The sequence below is a fragment of the Chelatococcus sp. KU-N122 genome, from assembly GCF_055391085.1.
Window position 1 is genome coordinate 8495605 of record NZ_AP043981.1, and the last position, 13641, is coordinate 8509245.

Sequence of the window (13641 nt, forward strand, 5' to 3'; positions counted from 1 at the left end):
AGAGCCCGCCGTCAGGGAATCTCGTAGCCGGATTGGGCGCACATGCGCTTCACCGTCTGCAGCGCCTCGTCGTCCGTCGCCAGCAGCGCCAGCTCGCCGGAATTGATGTGGCCGTGAGCGGTGGTCACCGCGGACAGGAACGGCTGGAAGCCGAGCTCCTTGCCGAAGGAATCCTTGGCGTTCAGATAGCCGCAATAGCGCCCCTGGCCCTTTGCGAAGGTCTTGGTGCTGAGCGGCAGCCACCGCCACTGGACGGTCGAGGGCTCGTTGAGCCCCGGCGACAGCGCCTTGATGAGGGCCGCCTGCTCGCCGGCGGTCAATTCGCGGGTCGGCGTCGTCGAGACCGGCGTGTCGTCGACCGCGTTGTCCAGCGCAAATACGCCGGCGGCGGCGACCGCCGCAATCAGGGCGATGATCGCCCAGGCCTTCCACGTCAGCCCAAGCTTGTCCCGGTTGCTCCTGCTGAAGACCTGCTCGATCATCGCCTCAACGCACGCCCGCCCCACACCTGCATCGCAGCATAGCAGATCAGATGGTGAAGCGCTCGACGAGCGCCTGCTGATCGGCCGCGGATACTTTGAGCTCGCGGAGATAGTTGTCGATCGAGCCGAACCGTTCCGTCGCTGTCCGCAACGCCGTGTCCAGATGGCGCGCCTCGACGCCCAGGAAGGCCCGGACCGCCGCCTCCGGGACATCCCGGCCAAGCCCGTCCGCCAGGGTCTTGCGCACGGTGTCCATCCGGTCGGCGACGAGGCTGGTTGCGTTGGTGAGCAGATAATCGGCGATCACATCGTCGCGATGGACGCCCAGCGCCTGTTGGATCAGGGCGACCAGGAGCCCGGTGCGGTCCTTTCCGGCGGCGCAATGAATGAGGATGGCGCCGTCGAGGGTCTTCAGCGCCGCGAAGCAGCGGCTGAACAGATCCACATGCCGCTCTTCGAACAAGGCCGCGCGGTAGTAGCCCTGCAGATAGCTCTCGATGGTCTCGGGAGAAAGGTCGCCCTGGCGCAGGAACGTGATGTGCGGCGGCTCGGGCTCATCGCCGAAATCGTTCTGGATCACCTCGGCCAGCCAGCCGGCCGGGCGCCGCGACGGCTGGCCGGCGCGCTCGGTGGGCCGGCGCAGGTCGACGACCACATCGAGGCCGAGCGCCGCGAGCCGCGTCAGGTCGGCATCCGTCGCCAGCGCCTGGTTCGCCGCCCGGAACAGGCGCCCGATCACCACCTCGCGGCCGTCGGTTGCCCGGTAGCCGCCGAAGTCGCGGAAATTGGAGATCGCGTCGAAGGCATGGACCCGCGTCCAGCCCGGCGGCACCGTCCGTACCGCGCCCGTTTCATTCTGCGTCATGAGCGAGCCGCCTCCCGATCGTCCAAGCCGCACCAGCCATGCAAGCTTTTGGCCGGTCTATAGACGAAAGTCGGGCGCGCTCAAGCCGTCGCGGCTCATGGCCGGCATGTCCGCGGCGCCGCGTGCCCCCGCCGCCATGCGCCGCACCCACAACGGGATGAGCGCGGCGGCCCGATCCGGCCAAAATGCGTGGGGGCGCCGCAGGGCGCCCCCATTCTCGTCACGATGGCTGTGTCGACAGGTCGATCGTAAGCCGTATCAGCCCTTCAGCCGCTTGTTGCACTCGCTGTAATAACCGCCGCCCTTCTGGATCCACCGGAGGCCGCCATTGCCGTTGCTGGCCTTGTTGGTGTTGTACTGGTCGAGACAAGTGTGCATGCGCTGCTTGGCCGGCGTCTCGCTCGAATACTTGGTCGAGATCGCCGACGGGAAGACGGCGCTGCCGGCCGCGGCCGGCGCGGCCGCTGGTGCGGCTGCGGCAGCCGGAGCCGCTGCGGGAGCCGTCGTCGCAGGCGCGGCCGCCGCGGGGGCCGCGGCAGGAGCTGCCGCAGGCGCAGCCGCCGCACCTTCGCCGCACTGGGCCTTGCGGAAGTCGTTCCACTTCTGGCTGCCGAGGGTCCCGGCGGTCTTGGCGGCGTTATACTTGGCGCTGCATTCCTGCATGGTGAGCGCGCTCGCGGGCGACGCCGCGGCAAACATGGCCCCGGCCAGCATGGCGCCCGCCAGCATGGTCGAGCCAACTCCGGCAATACGCATCTTCATCTCACATCCCCACGCTCTGGAGCGGCCGGCACGCCCCGGAAACAAGGCCGCTCGATGGCGCCGGCTGGCGAAACTTACATCGCCCACAGAAGGCGGCAACGGCCAACGCCGCGGCCCACCATCTGACGACAAACTGCGGCGGCCCGCATGAACGAAAGATGAACATCCACGACAGCGGACTGTCAAGTCTGGGAGGCACTTCGCCGTCGGGTGGCCTCGCCCAATTGAAGCCCACGGTTGATTTGAGGCCGCCGAGCGCCCATGGTTCGCGCCTGCGAAGGGAGCGGCCGCCCAGTCGATGGGCCGGCCTGACATGATCCGTGCTCGAATTCGTCATTGCGGCGCTCCTGATCGTCCTGAACGGGCTCTTCGCTGTCTCCGAACTGGCCGTCGTCTCGGCCCGCAAGGGGCGGCTCAAGGCCCTGGTCCAGCGGGGCAGGCCGGGCGCTGCGGCAGCCCTGGCGTTGGCCGAGGAGCCTGGACGCTTCCTCTCGACGGTGCAGATCGGCATCACGCTGGTCGGCATCCTCGCGGGCACGTTTTCGGGCGCGGCGCTCGGCCAGCGGCTCGGTCAGTCCGTTGCCGCGCAAGGGATATCCCAGCACCTCGCCGAACCCGTCGGCTACGGCGTGGTGATCGGCGCCATCACCCTGCTGTCGGTGATCATCGGCGAGCTCGTGCCCAAGCACTTGGCGCTGCGCAATCCCGAAGGCATCGCCTGCACCATGGCGCCGGCCATGCGCGCGCTCGCCGTGGCCGCCGGCCCCCTCGTCTGGGTCCTGGATTCCGCCACGCAGGCCATCATGCGCGTCCTCGGCTCCAAGGCCACCTCTGCCGCGGCGGTCACCGAAGAGGAGATCCGCACCATCGTGGCGGAGGCGCGGACGGCCGGCGTCATCGAGCCTGCGGAGCACCGCATGATCGGCGGCGTCCTGCGGCTGGGCGACCGCTCCGTCCGCGGTCTGATGACGCCACGCACCGATGTGGACTGGCTCGATCTCAGCGACGACGAGGCGACGATGCGCGCGAGCGTGGAGGCGAGCCCGCATTCGCGCCTGCCGGTGATCGACAAGGATCCGGACGACGTCGTCGGGGTCGTCACCGTGCGTGACCTCCTGGCGGGGGTGCTCGCCGGCCATCCCCTCGATGTCCGCGGCCATCTGCGGGCCGCCCCCGTGGTGCCGGACACGCTGGATGCACTGAGCGTGCTGGAAGCGCTGCAACATGCCGAGGTGCCCATGGCGTTGGTCCACGACGAGTACGGCCACTTCGAGGGCATCGTGACGCCGGCCGATGCGCTGGAGGCGATCGTCGGCGCCTTCCGCTCGGACGAGCCCGAGGACGACAGCGCGGTCCAGCGCGAGGACGGCTCGTGGCTGCTCGCCGGCTCCCTGCCCGCCGACGAAATGGCCGACATCGTCGGCGTCGGCTTGCCCGAGGAGCGGGACTACGACACTGTCGCCGGCCTGGTCATCGCCGCCATGCAGCGTCTGCCGGCGACAGGCGAATGCATCGATGCGCTCGGTTGGCGCTTCGAGGTGGTCGACATGGACGGCCGGCGGGTCGACAAGGTGCTGGCAACCCGCCTCTAGAGCATGATCCCCAAAAGTGGACGCCGGTTTTGGGTCCGGTGCTAAGACAAGGAGCCAGAGCGGCTCCTGGGAGGGAGGATCGACCATGGCTGATCTCGCGGATCTGTTTCCGGGCTTCCAATCCCACTGGATCGACGCGGCCGCCGGCCGCATCTTCGCCCGCTCCGGCGGCAATGGACCGCCGCTGGTCCTCGTGCACGGCTATCCGCAGTCACATGTCATGTGGCACCGCATCGCGCCGAAGCTCGCCGAGCGCTTCCACGTGGTCGCCCTCGACCTGCGCGGCTACGGCTGGTCCGACGTGCCGCGCAGCGACAAGGATCACACCGTCTACAGCAAGCGTGAGATGGCCAAGGACGTGATCGCCGTGATGAGCGCGCTCGGCCATGCGCAGTTCGCCTACATGGGGCACGACCGCGGGGCGCGTGTCGGCTACCGGCTGGCGCTCGACCATCCCGGCCGGCTGGCCAAGCTCGTCCTGCTCGACATCGTGCCGACCCAGGTGATGTGGGACAGCATGGATGCCAAGCGGGCCATGCGCACCTATCACTGGATGTTCCTGGCCCAGCCGGAGCCGCTGCCCGAGCGCCTGATCGGCCCCAACGCCAGCTTCTACCTCGACCACACCCTCGCCAGCTGGACCGCCGGCGGCACGCTCGACGCCTTCGGAGCGCCGGCGCTGGCTCACTACGCCGCGTTCTTCGACGATCCGGCCCGCATCCACGCCTGCTGCGAGGACTACCGCGCGGGGGCCACCACCGACCTCGCCTGCGACCGGGCCGACCGCGACGCCGGCAAGACCATCGGCTGCCCAACGCACGTGGTCTGGGGCGAGGCCGGCATCGCCGCCGCCGGCACCGGCCCGCTCGACGCCTGGCGCGCGACCTTCGCGCCCAACGCCTCCGGCGCCCCGGTCAAGGCCGGTCACTTCCTGGCCGAAGAGAACCCGCAAGGCACGCTCGACGCGGTGCTGCCGTTCCTGACGACGTGATGCGAGCACGGGCGTTTCAGGGACAGGTATCGACTGCGCTGATCTTCGATTTCGACGGCGTCGTGGCCGATAGCGAGGCCCTGGCCAATACCGTGCTCGCCGAGTTCGTCAGCGCGCTCGGCGCCCCGACGACCTTGGACGACGCGCTCGCCCGCTACAGCGGCCGTCGCTGGGCCGAGGCCATGGCGGCCATCGAAGTGGACACGGGAGCGCCGCTCCCGGCAGGCTTCGCCGAACGCCTCCAGCAGGCGACCCTGGATCGATTTCGCTCCGACTTGCAGGAGGTCGGAGGCGCTGGCGCTTTCATCCGCAAATTCAGCGGTGTCCCTCATTGCATCGCCTCGTCGAGCTCGGCTGACCGGCTAGAACTTTGTCTGTCGATCCTCGGCCTGGAGGACGAATTCGCCGGCAACGTCTTCAGCGCCGACATGGTCGCGCGCGGCAAGCCGCATCCGGACATTTTCCTGCTGGCGGCGAGCCGGCTCGGCGTCGATCCAAGCGCATGTCTCGTCATCGAGGACAGCGCGAGCGGGATCAGGGCGGCCGTAGCAGCCGGCATGACGGCGATAGGCCTTTGTGCTGCCTCTCACATTCGCGACGGCCACGACTTGAAACTGCATGAAGCCGGCGCGGTCCACCTGGCTCGGTCCTGGGCAGAGGTGGAGATGATCGCTGCGGCCTTCGTTCGGAGCTATGGATAGCGCCTCCGCTGACGTGCGCCGCCGGCCGCCGCAGTCACCCCATCTACCGCCGCTCGCGAAAAAACTGCTGCAGCAGCTCCGCCGCATCCCGCTCGGCAAAGCCGCCATAGACTTCGGGCGCGTGGTGGCAGTTGGGCGAGGAGAAGAAGCGCACGCCATGCGCCACGGCCCCGCCCTTGGGATCCTCGGCCCCGAAGTAGAGGCGGCGGATACGGGCGAAGGAGATCGCCGCCGCGCACATGGTGCAGGGCTCCAGCGTCACGTAGAGGTCGCAGCCGATCAGACGCTCGCTGCCGAGCCGCTGCGCCGCCGCGCGGATGGCCAGAACCTCCGCATGGGCGGTCGGATCCATGAGCTCGCGCGGACGATTGCCGGCGCGGGCGATGATCTCGCCATCCCTGACCACGACGGCGCCCACCGGCACCTCGCCGCGCGCCGCCGCCGCCTGTGCTTCGGCGAGCGCCGCCTGCATCGGCCGCTCCTCGGTCGGCTGGCCGTCGTCACGCATCGTCCATGGTCCGCATCGGATGCATTCCTCGCTTAGCTCTCCGACCTCTGCTATCAGGCGGGCATGAGCGACAGAACGGACAAAGATCGTCCGGCTCGCAAGGGCCCTCCCCCGAAAAACCGCGACGACCGCCGCGGTCCGCCACGGCGGCCGCAAGGCGCCGCCGACGGCGGCGGGCGGCCATCGGCGGGCAAGAAGCCACCGCGGCCGGCCCGGCGGCCGGCGGCCGATCCGCCCCAGCGGGACGACGGCCGCGAGCGCATCGCCAAGGTCATCGCCCGCGCCGGCGTCGCCTCGCGCCGCGACGCGGAGGACATGATCGCCGCCGCCCGCGTGACGCTCAACGGCGGCACGGTGCAATCCCCGGCGGTCAACGTCGGGCCCGGCGACCACATCACGGTCGACGGGCAGCCGCTGCCGGCGCGTGAGCGCACGCGCCTTTGGCTCTACCACAAGCCGGCGGGCCTGGTGACGACCAAGCATGACCCGGAGGGCAGGCCGACGGTCTTCAGCCGGCTGCCGCCGGATATGCCGCGCGTCATCTCCATCGGCCGGCTCGACATCAATACCGAGGGCCTGCTGCTGCTGACCAACGATGGCGGCCTGGCCCGGGTCCTCGCCCACCCGGACACCGGCTGGCTCCGGCGCTACCGGGTGCGCGCCTTCGGTGCGGTGAGCCCGGATGCGCTGGAGCGGCTCGCCGGCGGCGTCACCGTCGACGATATGCACTATGGACCGATCCAGGCCAGCATCCAGCGCCAGCAGGGCGACAACGTCTGGCTGATGATCGGCCTGCGCGAGGGCAAGAACCGTGAAGTGAAGCGGGTGCTGGAGCATCTGGGGCTCCAGGTGAACCGGCTGATTCGCCTCTCCTTCGGCCCCTTCCAGCTGGGCGATATGGCGGAGGGCACGGTCGAGGAGGTGAGCACCCGCGTGCTGCGCGAGCAGCTCGGCGACGAGTTGGCGAAGCGCGCCGGCGTCGACTTCGTCTCGCCCCTGCAGGAGCGCGAGCCGGCTGCGGCCGCACCGCACCGCACGGCTCAACGCGCGGTCCCGCGCCCCGTCGCCCAGACCGACGGCCGCCGCCAAGATGATCGTCGCCAAGATGATCGCCGTGGAGATGATCGCCGTGGAGATGATCGCAGCCGTGATGATCGCGGCCGTCCGCGCGGCGAGCGCGAGGCGCAACGCGAGCGCGGCGGCTTCGCGTCGAGCCGGCCCCGCCGTGCCGACGAGGCCGCCCCCGGGCGCGGAGCGCCGCCGCAGCACGCACCGGCCGCCCCGTCGCGACGCCATCCGCTCGAGCCCAAGCGCAGCATCTGGCGCGACGACGAGGCCGAGCTCGCCCGCGGCAGCGGCACGCGAAAGCCGCGGCGCGGCGAGGACCCGAAGGCGGCGCGCACGGAGAGTGCAGCGCGCGGGCATGTGCGCGCCGGCCGCGTGGCACGGCCGGACGGCCGCAGCGTGCTGGTCGAGCGGGTCGTCGCCGCCCCTCCGGCGCAGACGCAGGAGAAGCCGCAACGCCGCCCCCGCAAGTTCAGCCCGCAGCCAGAGCATCCGATGCGGCGCCCCGCACCGGAGCGGGGCGGCGATGCGCCAAGAGGTGGCTCAAGCGGGCGCCCCGGTGGACGTGACGGCGGCAAGCGATTCGATGCACCGCGCGGCCGTTACCGTAACGGCGCGTCGGGCGCCGACGATCGGCAGGCGGGCGGCAAGCGGCATGAGCGCCGGGACGAGCAGGCCGGGCGGGACAAGCGCCCCGCGGCCGGCCTCGACGAGCGTGGTGATCGGCCGAGGCGCTGGTCGGACGCCGAGCGGCCGCAGCGCTCGGGCCCGCCGGGCCACGGTCCGACGCGGCCGGGATCTCGGCCCGCCGGACCGCCCCGAGAGGGCGGGGCCCGGCCGGGCGCGTCGCGGTCCGGACCGCCGCGCGGTGCCGGCGGGCGAGGCTCGGGGCCCCGCCGCGACGGCCCGCCAGGGCGGCACGGCGATGGCCCGCGCGGCCCCCGCAGCGCCCCTGGCCGCGGGCCCAAGCCCGGACCGCGCTCGGGCCCGCGCCGCCCGTGAGAATCGTTGCCGGCGCCTTCAAGGGCCGCTCGCTCGCGGCGCCGAAGTCGCTCGCCATCCGGCCGACCTCCGACCGGCTGCGCGAGACCATCTTCAACGTGCTGGCCCATGCCTATGACGATGCGGCCGTCGGCGTGCGCGTGCTCGACCTGTTCGCCGGCACCGGCGCCATGGGCATCGAGGCGCTCTCGCGGGGGGCCGCCTTCGCGCTCTTCGTCGACCAGGCGGCCGAGGCCCGCAGCCTGATTCGCGCCAATGTGGACGCGCTCGGGCTCGGCGGCGTCACGCGGCTGTTCCGGCGTGATGCGACCCGCCTCGGCCCCGCCGCCCCGGTGCCACCCTTCTCGCTGGTGTTCTGCGACCCGCCCTACGGCAAGGGGCTGGCCGAGCAGGCGCTCGCCAGCGCGCTCGCCGGCGGCTGGCTCCGCCCCGATGCCATCATCGTCGTTGAGGAGGCCGAGGGCTCAGGCTTCACCTGGCCCGACGGCTTTGCCGAGCTGGAGCGTCGCGACTACGGTGAGACGACAGTGGCGTTCGGGCGCATGACGACCGACGAGGGCTGAAAAGTCCAAGTCGTTTGCATCCGCTTTCTTCGGTCGGGCGGCTCTGCGACACGTCATAGCGCGCCCGTCCACCACTATAGGCGTGTCAATCGAGCAGTTCGCTCGGCTTCGACTTGCCGCTGTCGAAGAACTTCCGGATCATGTTCTCCAGGATGGTGACGTTGTCGTGCCTCTCGTACGACAGCGCCACGTGGGCTTTTTTATCTCTCTTCGACCGAACCAAGAGCTCTTCGTCGGTCGAATCGATCTCGACGTCGTCCCACGGCACCTGGACGGCCTTGCTGCCGCCAAACCATCGCGGCCTCCAGCGTGCATCATCCGCATTGTCGAGCAGGACGGGCTGACGTCCTCTACCGCCGGCCGAACAGTCTCTCGATGTCGGTGAGCTTGAGCTCCACGTAGGTGGGGCGGCCGTGGTTGCACTGGCCGGAGAGCGGCGTTGCCTCCATCTCGCGCAGCAGCGCGTTCATCTCCTCCGGCTTCAGCCGGCGGCCGGCGCGCACCGAGCCGTGGCAGGCCATGGTGGCCAGCACATGGTCGAGGCGTTCTTCGAGCGCGCTGGAATGGCCCCATTCGGCCAGTGTGTCGGCCACGTCGCGCACCAGGCGGCGCACATCCCCGCGGGCGATGAGCGCCGGCACCTCGCGCACGCACACGGCGCCCGGGCCGAAGCTCTCGACGACGAGGCCGAGCGGCTCCAGGTCGGCGGCCGCGGCCACCACGCGGTCGGCCTCGACCGGGTCGAGGTCGATCACCTCCGGCACCAGCAGGAGCTGGCGGGCAATGCCGCGCCCGGCCCGCTCCGCCTTCAGCCGCTCGTAGACCAGCCGCTCGTGCGCCGCGTGCTGGTCGACGATGACGATACCATCAGCGGTCTGCGCCAGGATGTAGGTCTCGTGCACCTGGGCGCGGGCGGCGCCGAGGGGTTGCTGCTCCATGGGCCCATCGCCGCCGGCCGGCTCGGACCAGGCGGCGCGGGCGTCGGCCGACGGCTCGGCCAGGCCCGGGAGCCCGTTCTGTGCCTGGTAGGCCGTCGGCGCCGGCTCGCCGAAGCCGCTCGGCGCCTGCCAGTCCGCCGGCGGAGCTGCGGCGGAGGTGGGACGGTAGGAAAAATTGGCCGGCCGCGCCACGCTCGGGCTCACCCGGCCGCCGAGGCTGCGGATGGCGTCGAGCGTGCGCAGCCCGCCGACCGTCGAGGCCCGGTGGCCGGCGCGCGTGATGGCCTCCTTGAGCGCGCCGACGACGAGGCCGCGCACCAGGCCGGGATCGCGGAAGCGCACCTCGGTCTTGGCCGGATGCACGTTGACGTCGACGACCCGGGGATCGCAGGCGATGGCGAGGACCAGCGCCGGATGGCGGGCCGCCGGCAGCACGTCGGCATAGGCCGCCCTGACGGCGCCGAGCAGCAGCTTGTCGCGCACCGGCCGGCCGTTGACGATCAGGTGCACGTGCGCGGCGCTGCCGCGGTGGTAGGTGGGCAGGCCGGCATGGCCGACGAGCCCGATGCCCTCGCGCACCGCGTCGATGGCGATCGCGTTGGGCGCGAAATCCGGACCGAGCAGGCGCGCCAGGCGCGCCAGCAGCGCGTCGTCGCCCCGCTCGGGCGGCAGCGCCAGGGGCGTCAGATGATCGCCGGCCAAGGTGAAGCCGACGGCCGGATGGGCCATGGCGAGGCGCTTCACCACGTCGGCCACCGCCTGCGCCTCGGCCCGGTCGGTCTTGAGGAACTTGAGCCGCGCCGGCGTGGCCTGGAACAGGCCGGCCACCTCGACCTGCGTGCCGCGCACGGCGGCGGCCGGCTTGACCGGCCCCCTGCTGCCGGCGTCGACGACGATCTGCCAGCCGTTCGGCGCCTCCGCCGTGCGGCTCGTCAGCGTCAGCCGGGCGACGGCCGCGATCGACGGCAGCGCCTCACCGCGGAAGCCGAGCGTGGCGATGGCGGACAGGTCGCCGTCGGGCAGCTTGGAGGTGGCGTGCCGCTCCACCGCCAGCGCCAGATCGTCGGCGTCCATGCCGACGCCGTCGTCGCTGACGCGGATCAGCCGGCGGCCGCCCGCGTCAATCACCACCTCGATGGCGCCGGCACCGGCGTCGAGCGCGTTCTCGACCAGCTCCTTGACCGCCGCAGCCGGCCGCTCGACCACCTCGCCGGCGGCGATGCGGTCGACCAGCACGGGATCGAGGCGACGGACGGCCAATACCTGCTTCAAGAATGGCTGCTCCGAAGATCACGGCTTCGGCGCGGCCCGCCGAGTCGTCCGGCCATATTAGCAGTGTTCGCGCGCGCTCATCGAGCTGCGCATCGATTCTCCAGTGACGATGGATGGCCGGGCCGGCCGCTCACACCCCCACGGGGCGGCCGGCGATGACGACGATCAGCTCGTCCGGCGCCAGGAAGCGGGCGCCGGCCCGACGCACGTCCTCGGCGGTGACCGCATCGACGAGCGCGTTGCGGCGGTCGATGTAGTCGATGCCGAGCCCTTCGACGGCGATTTGCAGCAGCTGGCCGGCGATCTTGGTCGAGGTGTCGAAGTGCAGCGCATAGGAGCCGACGAGGTACTGCTTGGCGAGGCGCAACTCGTCGGCATCCGGCCCGTCGCTGGCGAGCTTGCCGATCTCGGCGGCGATGACCTCGAGCGATTCGGCCACGCGCTCGTTCTTGGTGGCGGTGCCGCCCACGAACAGCGCCGCGTGGCGCATCGGCACCAGCGAGCTCGACACGCCGTAGGCGAGGCCGCGCTTCTCGCGCACCTCGCGGAACAGCCGCGCCGAGAACACGCCGCCGCCGAGGATATGGTTCATGACGTAGCCGGGCAGATAGTCCGGGTCGAGCCGCTTGAGGCCGCGGCCGCCGAAGCGCACCACCGACTGGGGCACGTCGACGTCGATCACCTGGCGCCCGCCCAGGCCGACCGGCACCACGTCGGCGACCGGCGCCAGCCGCGCCGCGGCCGGCAGCGCCCCGAACACGTCGTCGAGCACCTGCGCCAGGGTGTCGGCAGAGATCGCGCCGACGGCGGCGACGCGCAGATTGTCGCGCGCCAGCGTGGCGGCGCCGTAGGCGACGAGATCGTCCCGGCCGATCGCCCCGACGCTCTCGATGGTGCCGCGCGTCGGACGGCCGTAAGGGTGGTCGGGGAAGGCGCCGGCGAAGAACGCCCGGCCAACGAGGCTGTCCGGGTTGTTGAGCTCGTGGCGCAGCCCGGCCTCGACCTGCCCCTGCACCCGCGCCACCGCGTCCGCATCGAGCCGCGCCTCGTTGACCGCCAGGCGCAGCAGATCGATGGCGGCGGGCAGATGCGCGGTAAGGGTCTTCAGGGAGCCGCGCAGCGTGTCCCGGTCGGCATGGAAGCGCAGCTCGACGGCCCGGTCGGCCAGCAGGTTCTGGAAGGCGTCCGAATCATGGGGCCCGGCGCCCTCGTCGAGCAGGCCGGAGAGCAGGTTGGCGACCCCCGGCTTACCCGTCGGGTCCTGCGACGCGCCGCCCAGGAAGGCGAACTCGATCGCCACCAGCGGGACGGCATGCTCCTCCACCAGCCAGGCTTCGAGGCCGCCGGCCGAGGTCACACGTGTGACTGTCGGCGATGCGGCGCGGGTCGCGGTCTCGGTCGTGCTGGCGGGGGCCATGGCGTACTCGGTGATCGGGCTGTCGGAAGGGCTTCGGCAGGCGAGAAACGGCCCCTGGGGCCGGCGCTCAGGTACGCTCCGGCTCGAGATAGCCGGTCACCGCTCGACGGGCGTCGAGCACCGAGCCGGCTGCGGCGACGACCGCTTCCGGGGTCACGGCCTCGATGCGGCTTGGCCAGCCGCTCACGTCCTCGAGGGTCTCGCCGATGGCCAGCGCCGAGCCATAGACCCGGGCCAGCATCGCCTGGCTGTCCTGGGCGTAGACCATCTCGGCGACGAGCCGGGTCTTGGCGCGCTGGAAATCGGCCTCGCCGACGCCCTTGGCGACGAAATCGGCCACGGCATCGTCGATCATGGTCTCGAGGTCGCCGAGCGTCACCCCGGGCCGCGGCGCCGCGGTGACGCCGAAGCGCGTCGCATCGACCGCATTGCCCATGTACCAGGCGCCGGCGGAGACCGCCGCCTTCTTGTCCATGACGAGGTCGCGATAGAGCACGGAGGTCGGGCCGCCGCCGAGGATCTCGGCCAGCACGTCGAGGGCGAAGGCCTCGCCCGAGCGCGCCGTGATCACCGACGGAGCGAGATAGAGCCGGCGCAGCAACGGCTGCTCGACCTTGCCGTCGCGCACCGTCACGCGGCGGGAGGCGTGCGGTGGCGGCTCGGTGGGGCGGAAGCGCAGCGGCCGTTCGCCGCGCGCCGGAATGCGCCCGTAGGTCTCGGCCGCCTTCTCCAGCACCTCGGCCTCGGTGACGTCGCCCGCCACCACCAGGATGGCGTTCTCGGGCGCGTAGAAGCGCCGGTAATAGGCGAGCGCGTCGGCGCGGGTCAGGCCCTCGATCTCGTGCATCCAGCCGATGATCGGATTGCCGTACGGATGGTGGGTGAACAGAGCCGAGGCCATGGCCTCGCCGAGCAGCTCGTCGGGATCGGAATCGGTGCGCATGCGCCGCTCCTCGATCACCACGTCGCGCTCGGGCGCGACGACCGCCTCGTCAAAGGCGAGGCCGTTCATGCGGTCGGCCTCGAAGCTCATCATGGTGGCCAGATGCTCCTTCGCCACCCGCTGGAAATAGGCGGTGTAGTCGAAGGAGGTGAAGGCGTTCTCCTGGCCGCCGACCGACGCCACCACGTCGGAGAACTGCCCCTCCGGGTGGGCCTCGGTGCCCTTGAACATCAGGTGCTCGAGGAAATGGGCGATGCCGGACTTGCCCAGCGGGTCGTCGGCGGAGCCGTTGCGGTACCACACCATGTGGGTCGCCACGGGCGCACGGCGGTCCGGAATGACCACCACGTCGAGCCCGTTGTCGAGGGTGGACGCATAGACCTCCGGCCCCCCGGCGTCACGCGACGGCGCCGCGCGATCGTCCGTGCGCAGGCCGCTGGTCGGGGCTTGGATCATCGGGCATCACCTTTCGCGATGGCGCGCGGCCGCTCCGTAGCCGCGTTGGAATGAAGAGCGCGCACGCCGCGTGCGTCCGAGCGA

12 protein-coding genes are annotated in these 13641 nt (G+C 71.3%); 5 read left to right on the top strand and 7 right to left on the bottom strand.

What is annotated here, in order from left to right:
* Window positions 1–11: 11 nt before the first annotated feature.
* From ACZ5PO_RS38240 to ACZ5PO_RS38250, 3 genes are all read right to left on the bottom strand, one after another.
* Window positions 12–482: a hypothetical protein gene (locus tag ACZ5PO_RS38240; RefSeq protein ID WP_464188411.1), complete on the bottom strand. Its 471-nt coding sequence runs from the start codon at window positions 480–482 to the stop codon at window positions 12–14.
* A gap of 46 nt (window positions 483–528) precedes the next feature.
* Window positions 529–1347: a tyrosine-protein phosphatase gene (locus ACZ5PO_RS38245; RefSeq protein ID WP_464188413.1), complete on the bottom strand. Its 819-nt coding sequence runs from the start codon at window positions 1345–1347 to the stop codon at window positions 529–531.
* Window positions 1348–1605: 258 nt separating this feature from the next.
* Window positions 1606–2109: a hypothetical protein gene (locus ACZ5PO_RS38250; protein ID WP_464188415.1), complete on the bottom strand. Its 504-nt coding sequence runs from the start codon at window positions 2107–2109 to the stop codon at window positions 1606–1608.
* A gap of 320 nt (window positions 2110–2429) precedes the next feature.
* Here ACZ5PO_RS38250 and ACZ5PO_RS38255 point away from each other — a divergent pair, with 320 nt between their 5' ends.
* From ACZ5PO_RS38255 to ACZ5PO_RS38265, 3 genes are all read left to right on the top strand, one after another.
* Entirely contained in the window at window positions 2430–3701 is a 1272-nt protein-coding gene (locus tag ACZ5PO_RS38255; protein WP_464188417.1) for a hemolysin family protein, read from the top strand.
* A gap of 85 nt (window positions 3702–3786) precedes the next feature.
* Window positions 3787–4692 carry an alpha/beta fold hydrolase gene (locus ACZ5PO_RS38260; RefSeq protein WP_464188419.1) on the top strand — a complete coding sequence of 302 codons (906 nt, stop codon included), beginning with the start codon at window positions 3787–3789 and terminating at the stop codon, window positions 4690–4692.
* Window positions 4692–5393 carry an HAD family hydrolase gene (locus ACZ5PO_RS38265; RefSeq protein WP_464188422.1) on the top strand — a complete coding sequence of 234 codons (702 nt, stop codon included), beginning with the start codon at window positions 4692–4694 and terminating at the stop codon, window positions 5391–5393. Before ACZ5PO_RS38260 ends, ACZ5PO_RS38265 begins: the two co-directional genes overlap by 1 nt.
* A gap of 43 nt (window positions 5394–5436) precedes the next feature.
* On the opposite strand, the gene ACZ5PO_RS38270 is transcribed toward ACZ5PO_RS38265, so the two are convergent.
* Window positions 5437–5901 carry a nucleoside deaminase gene (locus ACZ5PO_RS38270; RefSeq protein ID WP_464188424.1) on the bottom strand — a complete coding sequence of 155 codons (465 nt, stop codon included), beginning with the start codon at window positions 5899–5901 and terminating at the stop codon, window positions 5437–5439.
* 63 nt (window positions 5902–5964) lie between these two features.
* Here ACZ5PO_RS38270 and ACZ5PO_RS38275 point away from each other — a divergent pair, with 63 nt between their 5' ends.
* Together ACZ5PO_RS38275 and rsmD are read left to right on the top strand one after the other, a co-directional pair.
* A complete protein-coding gene (locus ACZ5PO_RS38275; RefSeq protein WP_464188426.1) occupies window positions 5965–7968 on the top strand; it encodes a pseudouridine synthase in 2004 nt (667 codons plus the stop codon).
* Entirely contained in the window at window positions 7965–8531 is a 567-nt protein-coding gene (gene rsmD, locus ACZ5PO_RS38280; RefSeq protein ID WP_464188428.1) for a 16S rRNA (guanine(966)-N(2))-methyltransferase RsmD, read from the top strand. The genes ACZ5PO_RS38275 and rsmD overlap by 4 nt, the downstream gene beginning before the upstream one ends.
* A gap of 350 nt (window positions 8532–8881) precedes the next feature.
* Here the strand turns inward: rsmD and mutL are convergent, their stop codons facing one another.
* The 3 genes from mutL to ACZ5PO_RS38295 form a co-directional block, all read right to left on the bottom strand.
* Window positions 8882–10741, bottom strand: a complete 1860-nt coding sequence (mutL, locus tag ACZ5PO_RS38285; protein ID WP_464188430.1) for a DNA mismatch repair endonuclease MutL — start codon at window positions 10739–10741, stop codon at window positions 8882–8884.
* Window positions 10742–10871: 130 nt separating this feature from the next.
* Window positions 10872–12158, bottom strand: a complete 1287-nt coding sequence (locus ACZ5PO_RS38290) for a M16 family metallopeptidase (protein WP_464188432.1) — start codon at window positions 12156–12158, stop codon at window positions 10872–10874.
* A 67-nt stretch (window positions 12159–12225) separates the two neighbouring features.
* The gene (locus ACZ5PO_RS38295) at window positions 12226–13557 is read right to left on the bottom strand and encodes a M16 family metallopeptidase (RefSeq protein ID WP_464188434.1); all 1332 of its coding nucleotides are present in this window, start codon (window positions 13555–13557) and stop codon (window positions 12226–12228) included.
* Window positions 13558–13641 lie beyond the last annotated feature (84 nt).

Coding starts and splice junctions, on each gene's coding strand:
- ACZ5PO_RS38240 (WP_464188411.1), bottom strand. CDS start 482: ATGATCGAGCAGGTCTTCAGCAGGAGCAACCGGGACAAGCTTGGGCTG.
- ACZ5PO_RS38245 (WP_464188413.1), bottom strand. CDS start 1,347: ATGACGCAGAATGAAACGGGCGCGGTACGGACGGTGCCGCCGGGCTGG.
- ACZ5PO_RS38250 (WP_464188415.1), bottom strand. CDS start 2,109: ATGAAGATGCGTATTGCCGGAGTTGGCTCGACCATGCTGGCGGGCGCC.
- ACZ5PO_RS38260 (WP_464188419.1), top strand. CDS start 3,787: ATGGCTGATCTCGCGGATCTGTTTCCGGGCTTCCAATCCCACTGGATC.
- ACZ5PO_RS38265 (WP_464188422.1), top strand. CDS start 4,692: ATGCGAGCACGGGCGTTTCAGGGACAGGTATCGACTGCGCTGATCTTC.
- ACZ5PO_RS38270 (WP_464188424.1), bottom strand. CDS start 5,901: ATGCGTGACGACGGCCAGCCGACCGAGGAGCGGCCGATGCAGGCGGCG.
- ACZ5PO_RS38275 (WP_464188426.1), top strand. CDS start 5,965: ATGAGCGACAGAACGGACAAAGATCGTCCGGCTCGCAAGGGCCCTCCC.
- ACZ5PO_RS38290 (WP_464188432.1), bottom strand. CDS start 12,158: ATGGCCCCCGCCAGCACGACCGAGACCGCGACCCGCGCCGCATCGCCG.
- ACZ5PO_RS38295 (WP_464188434.1), bottom strand. CDS start 13,557: ATGATCCAAGCCCCGACCAGCGGCCTGCGCACGGACGATCGCGCGGCG.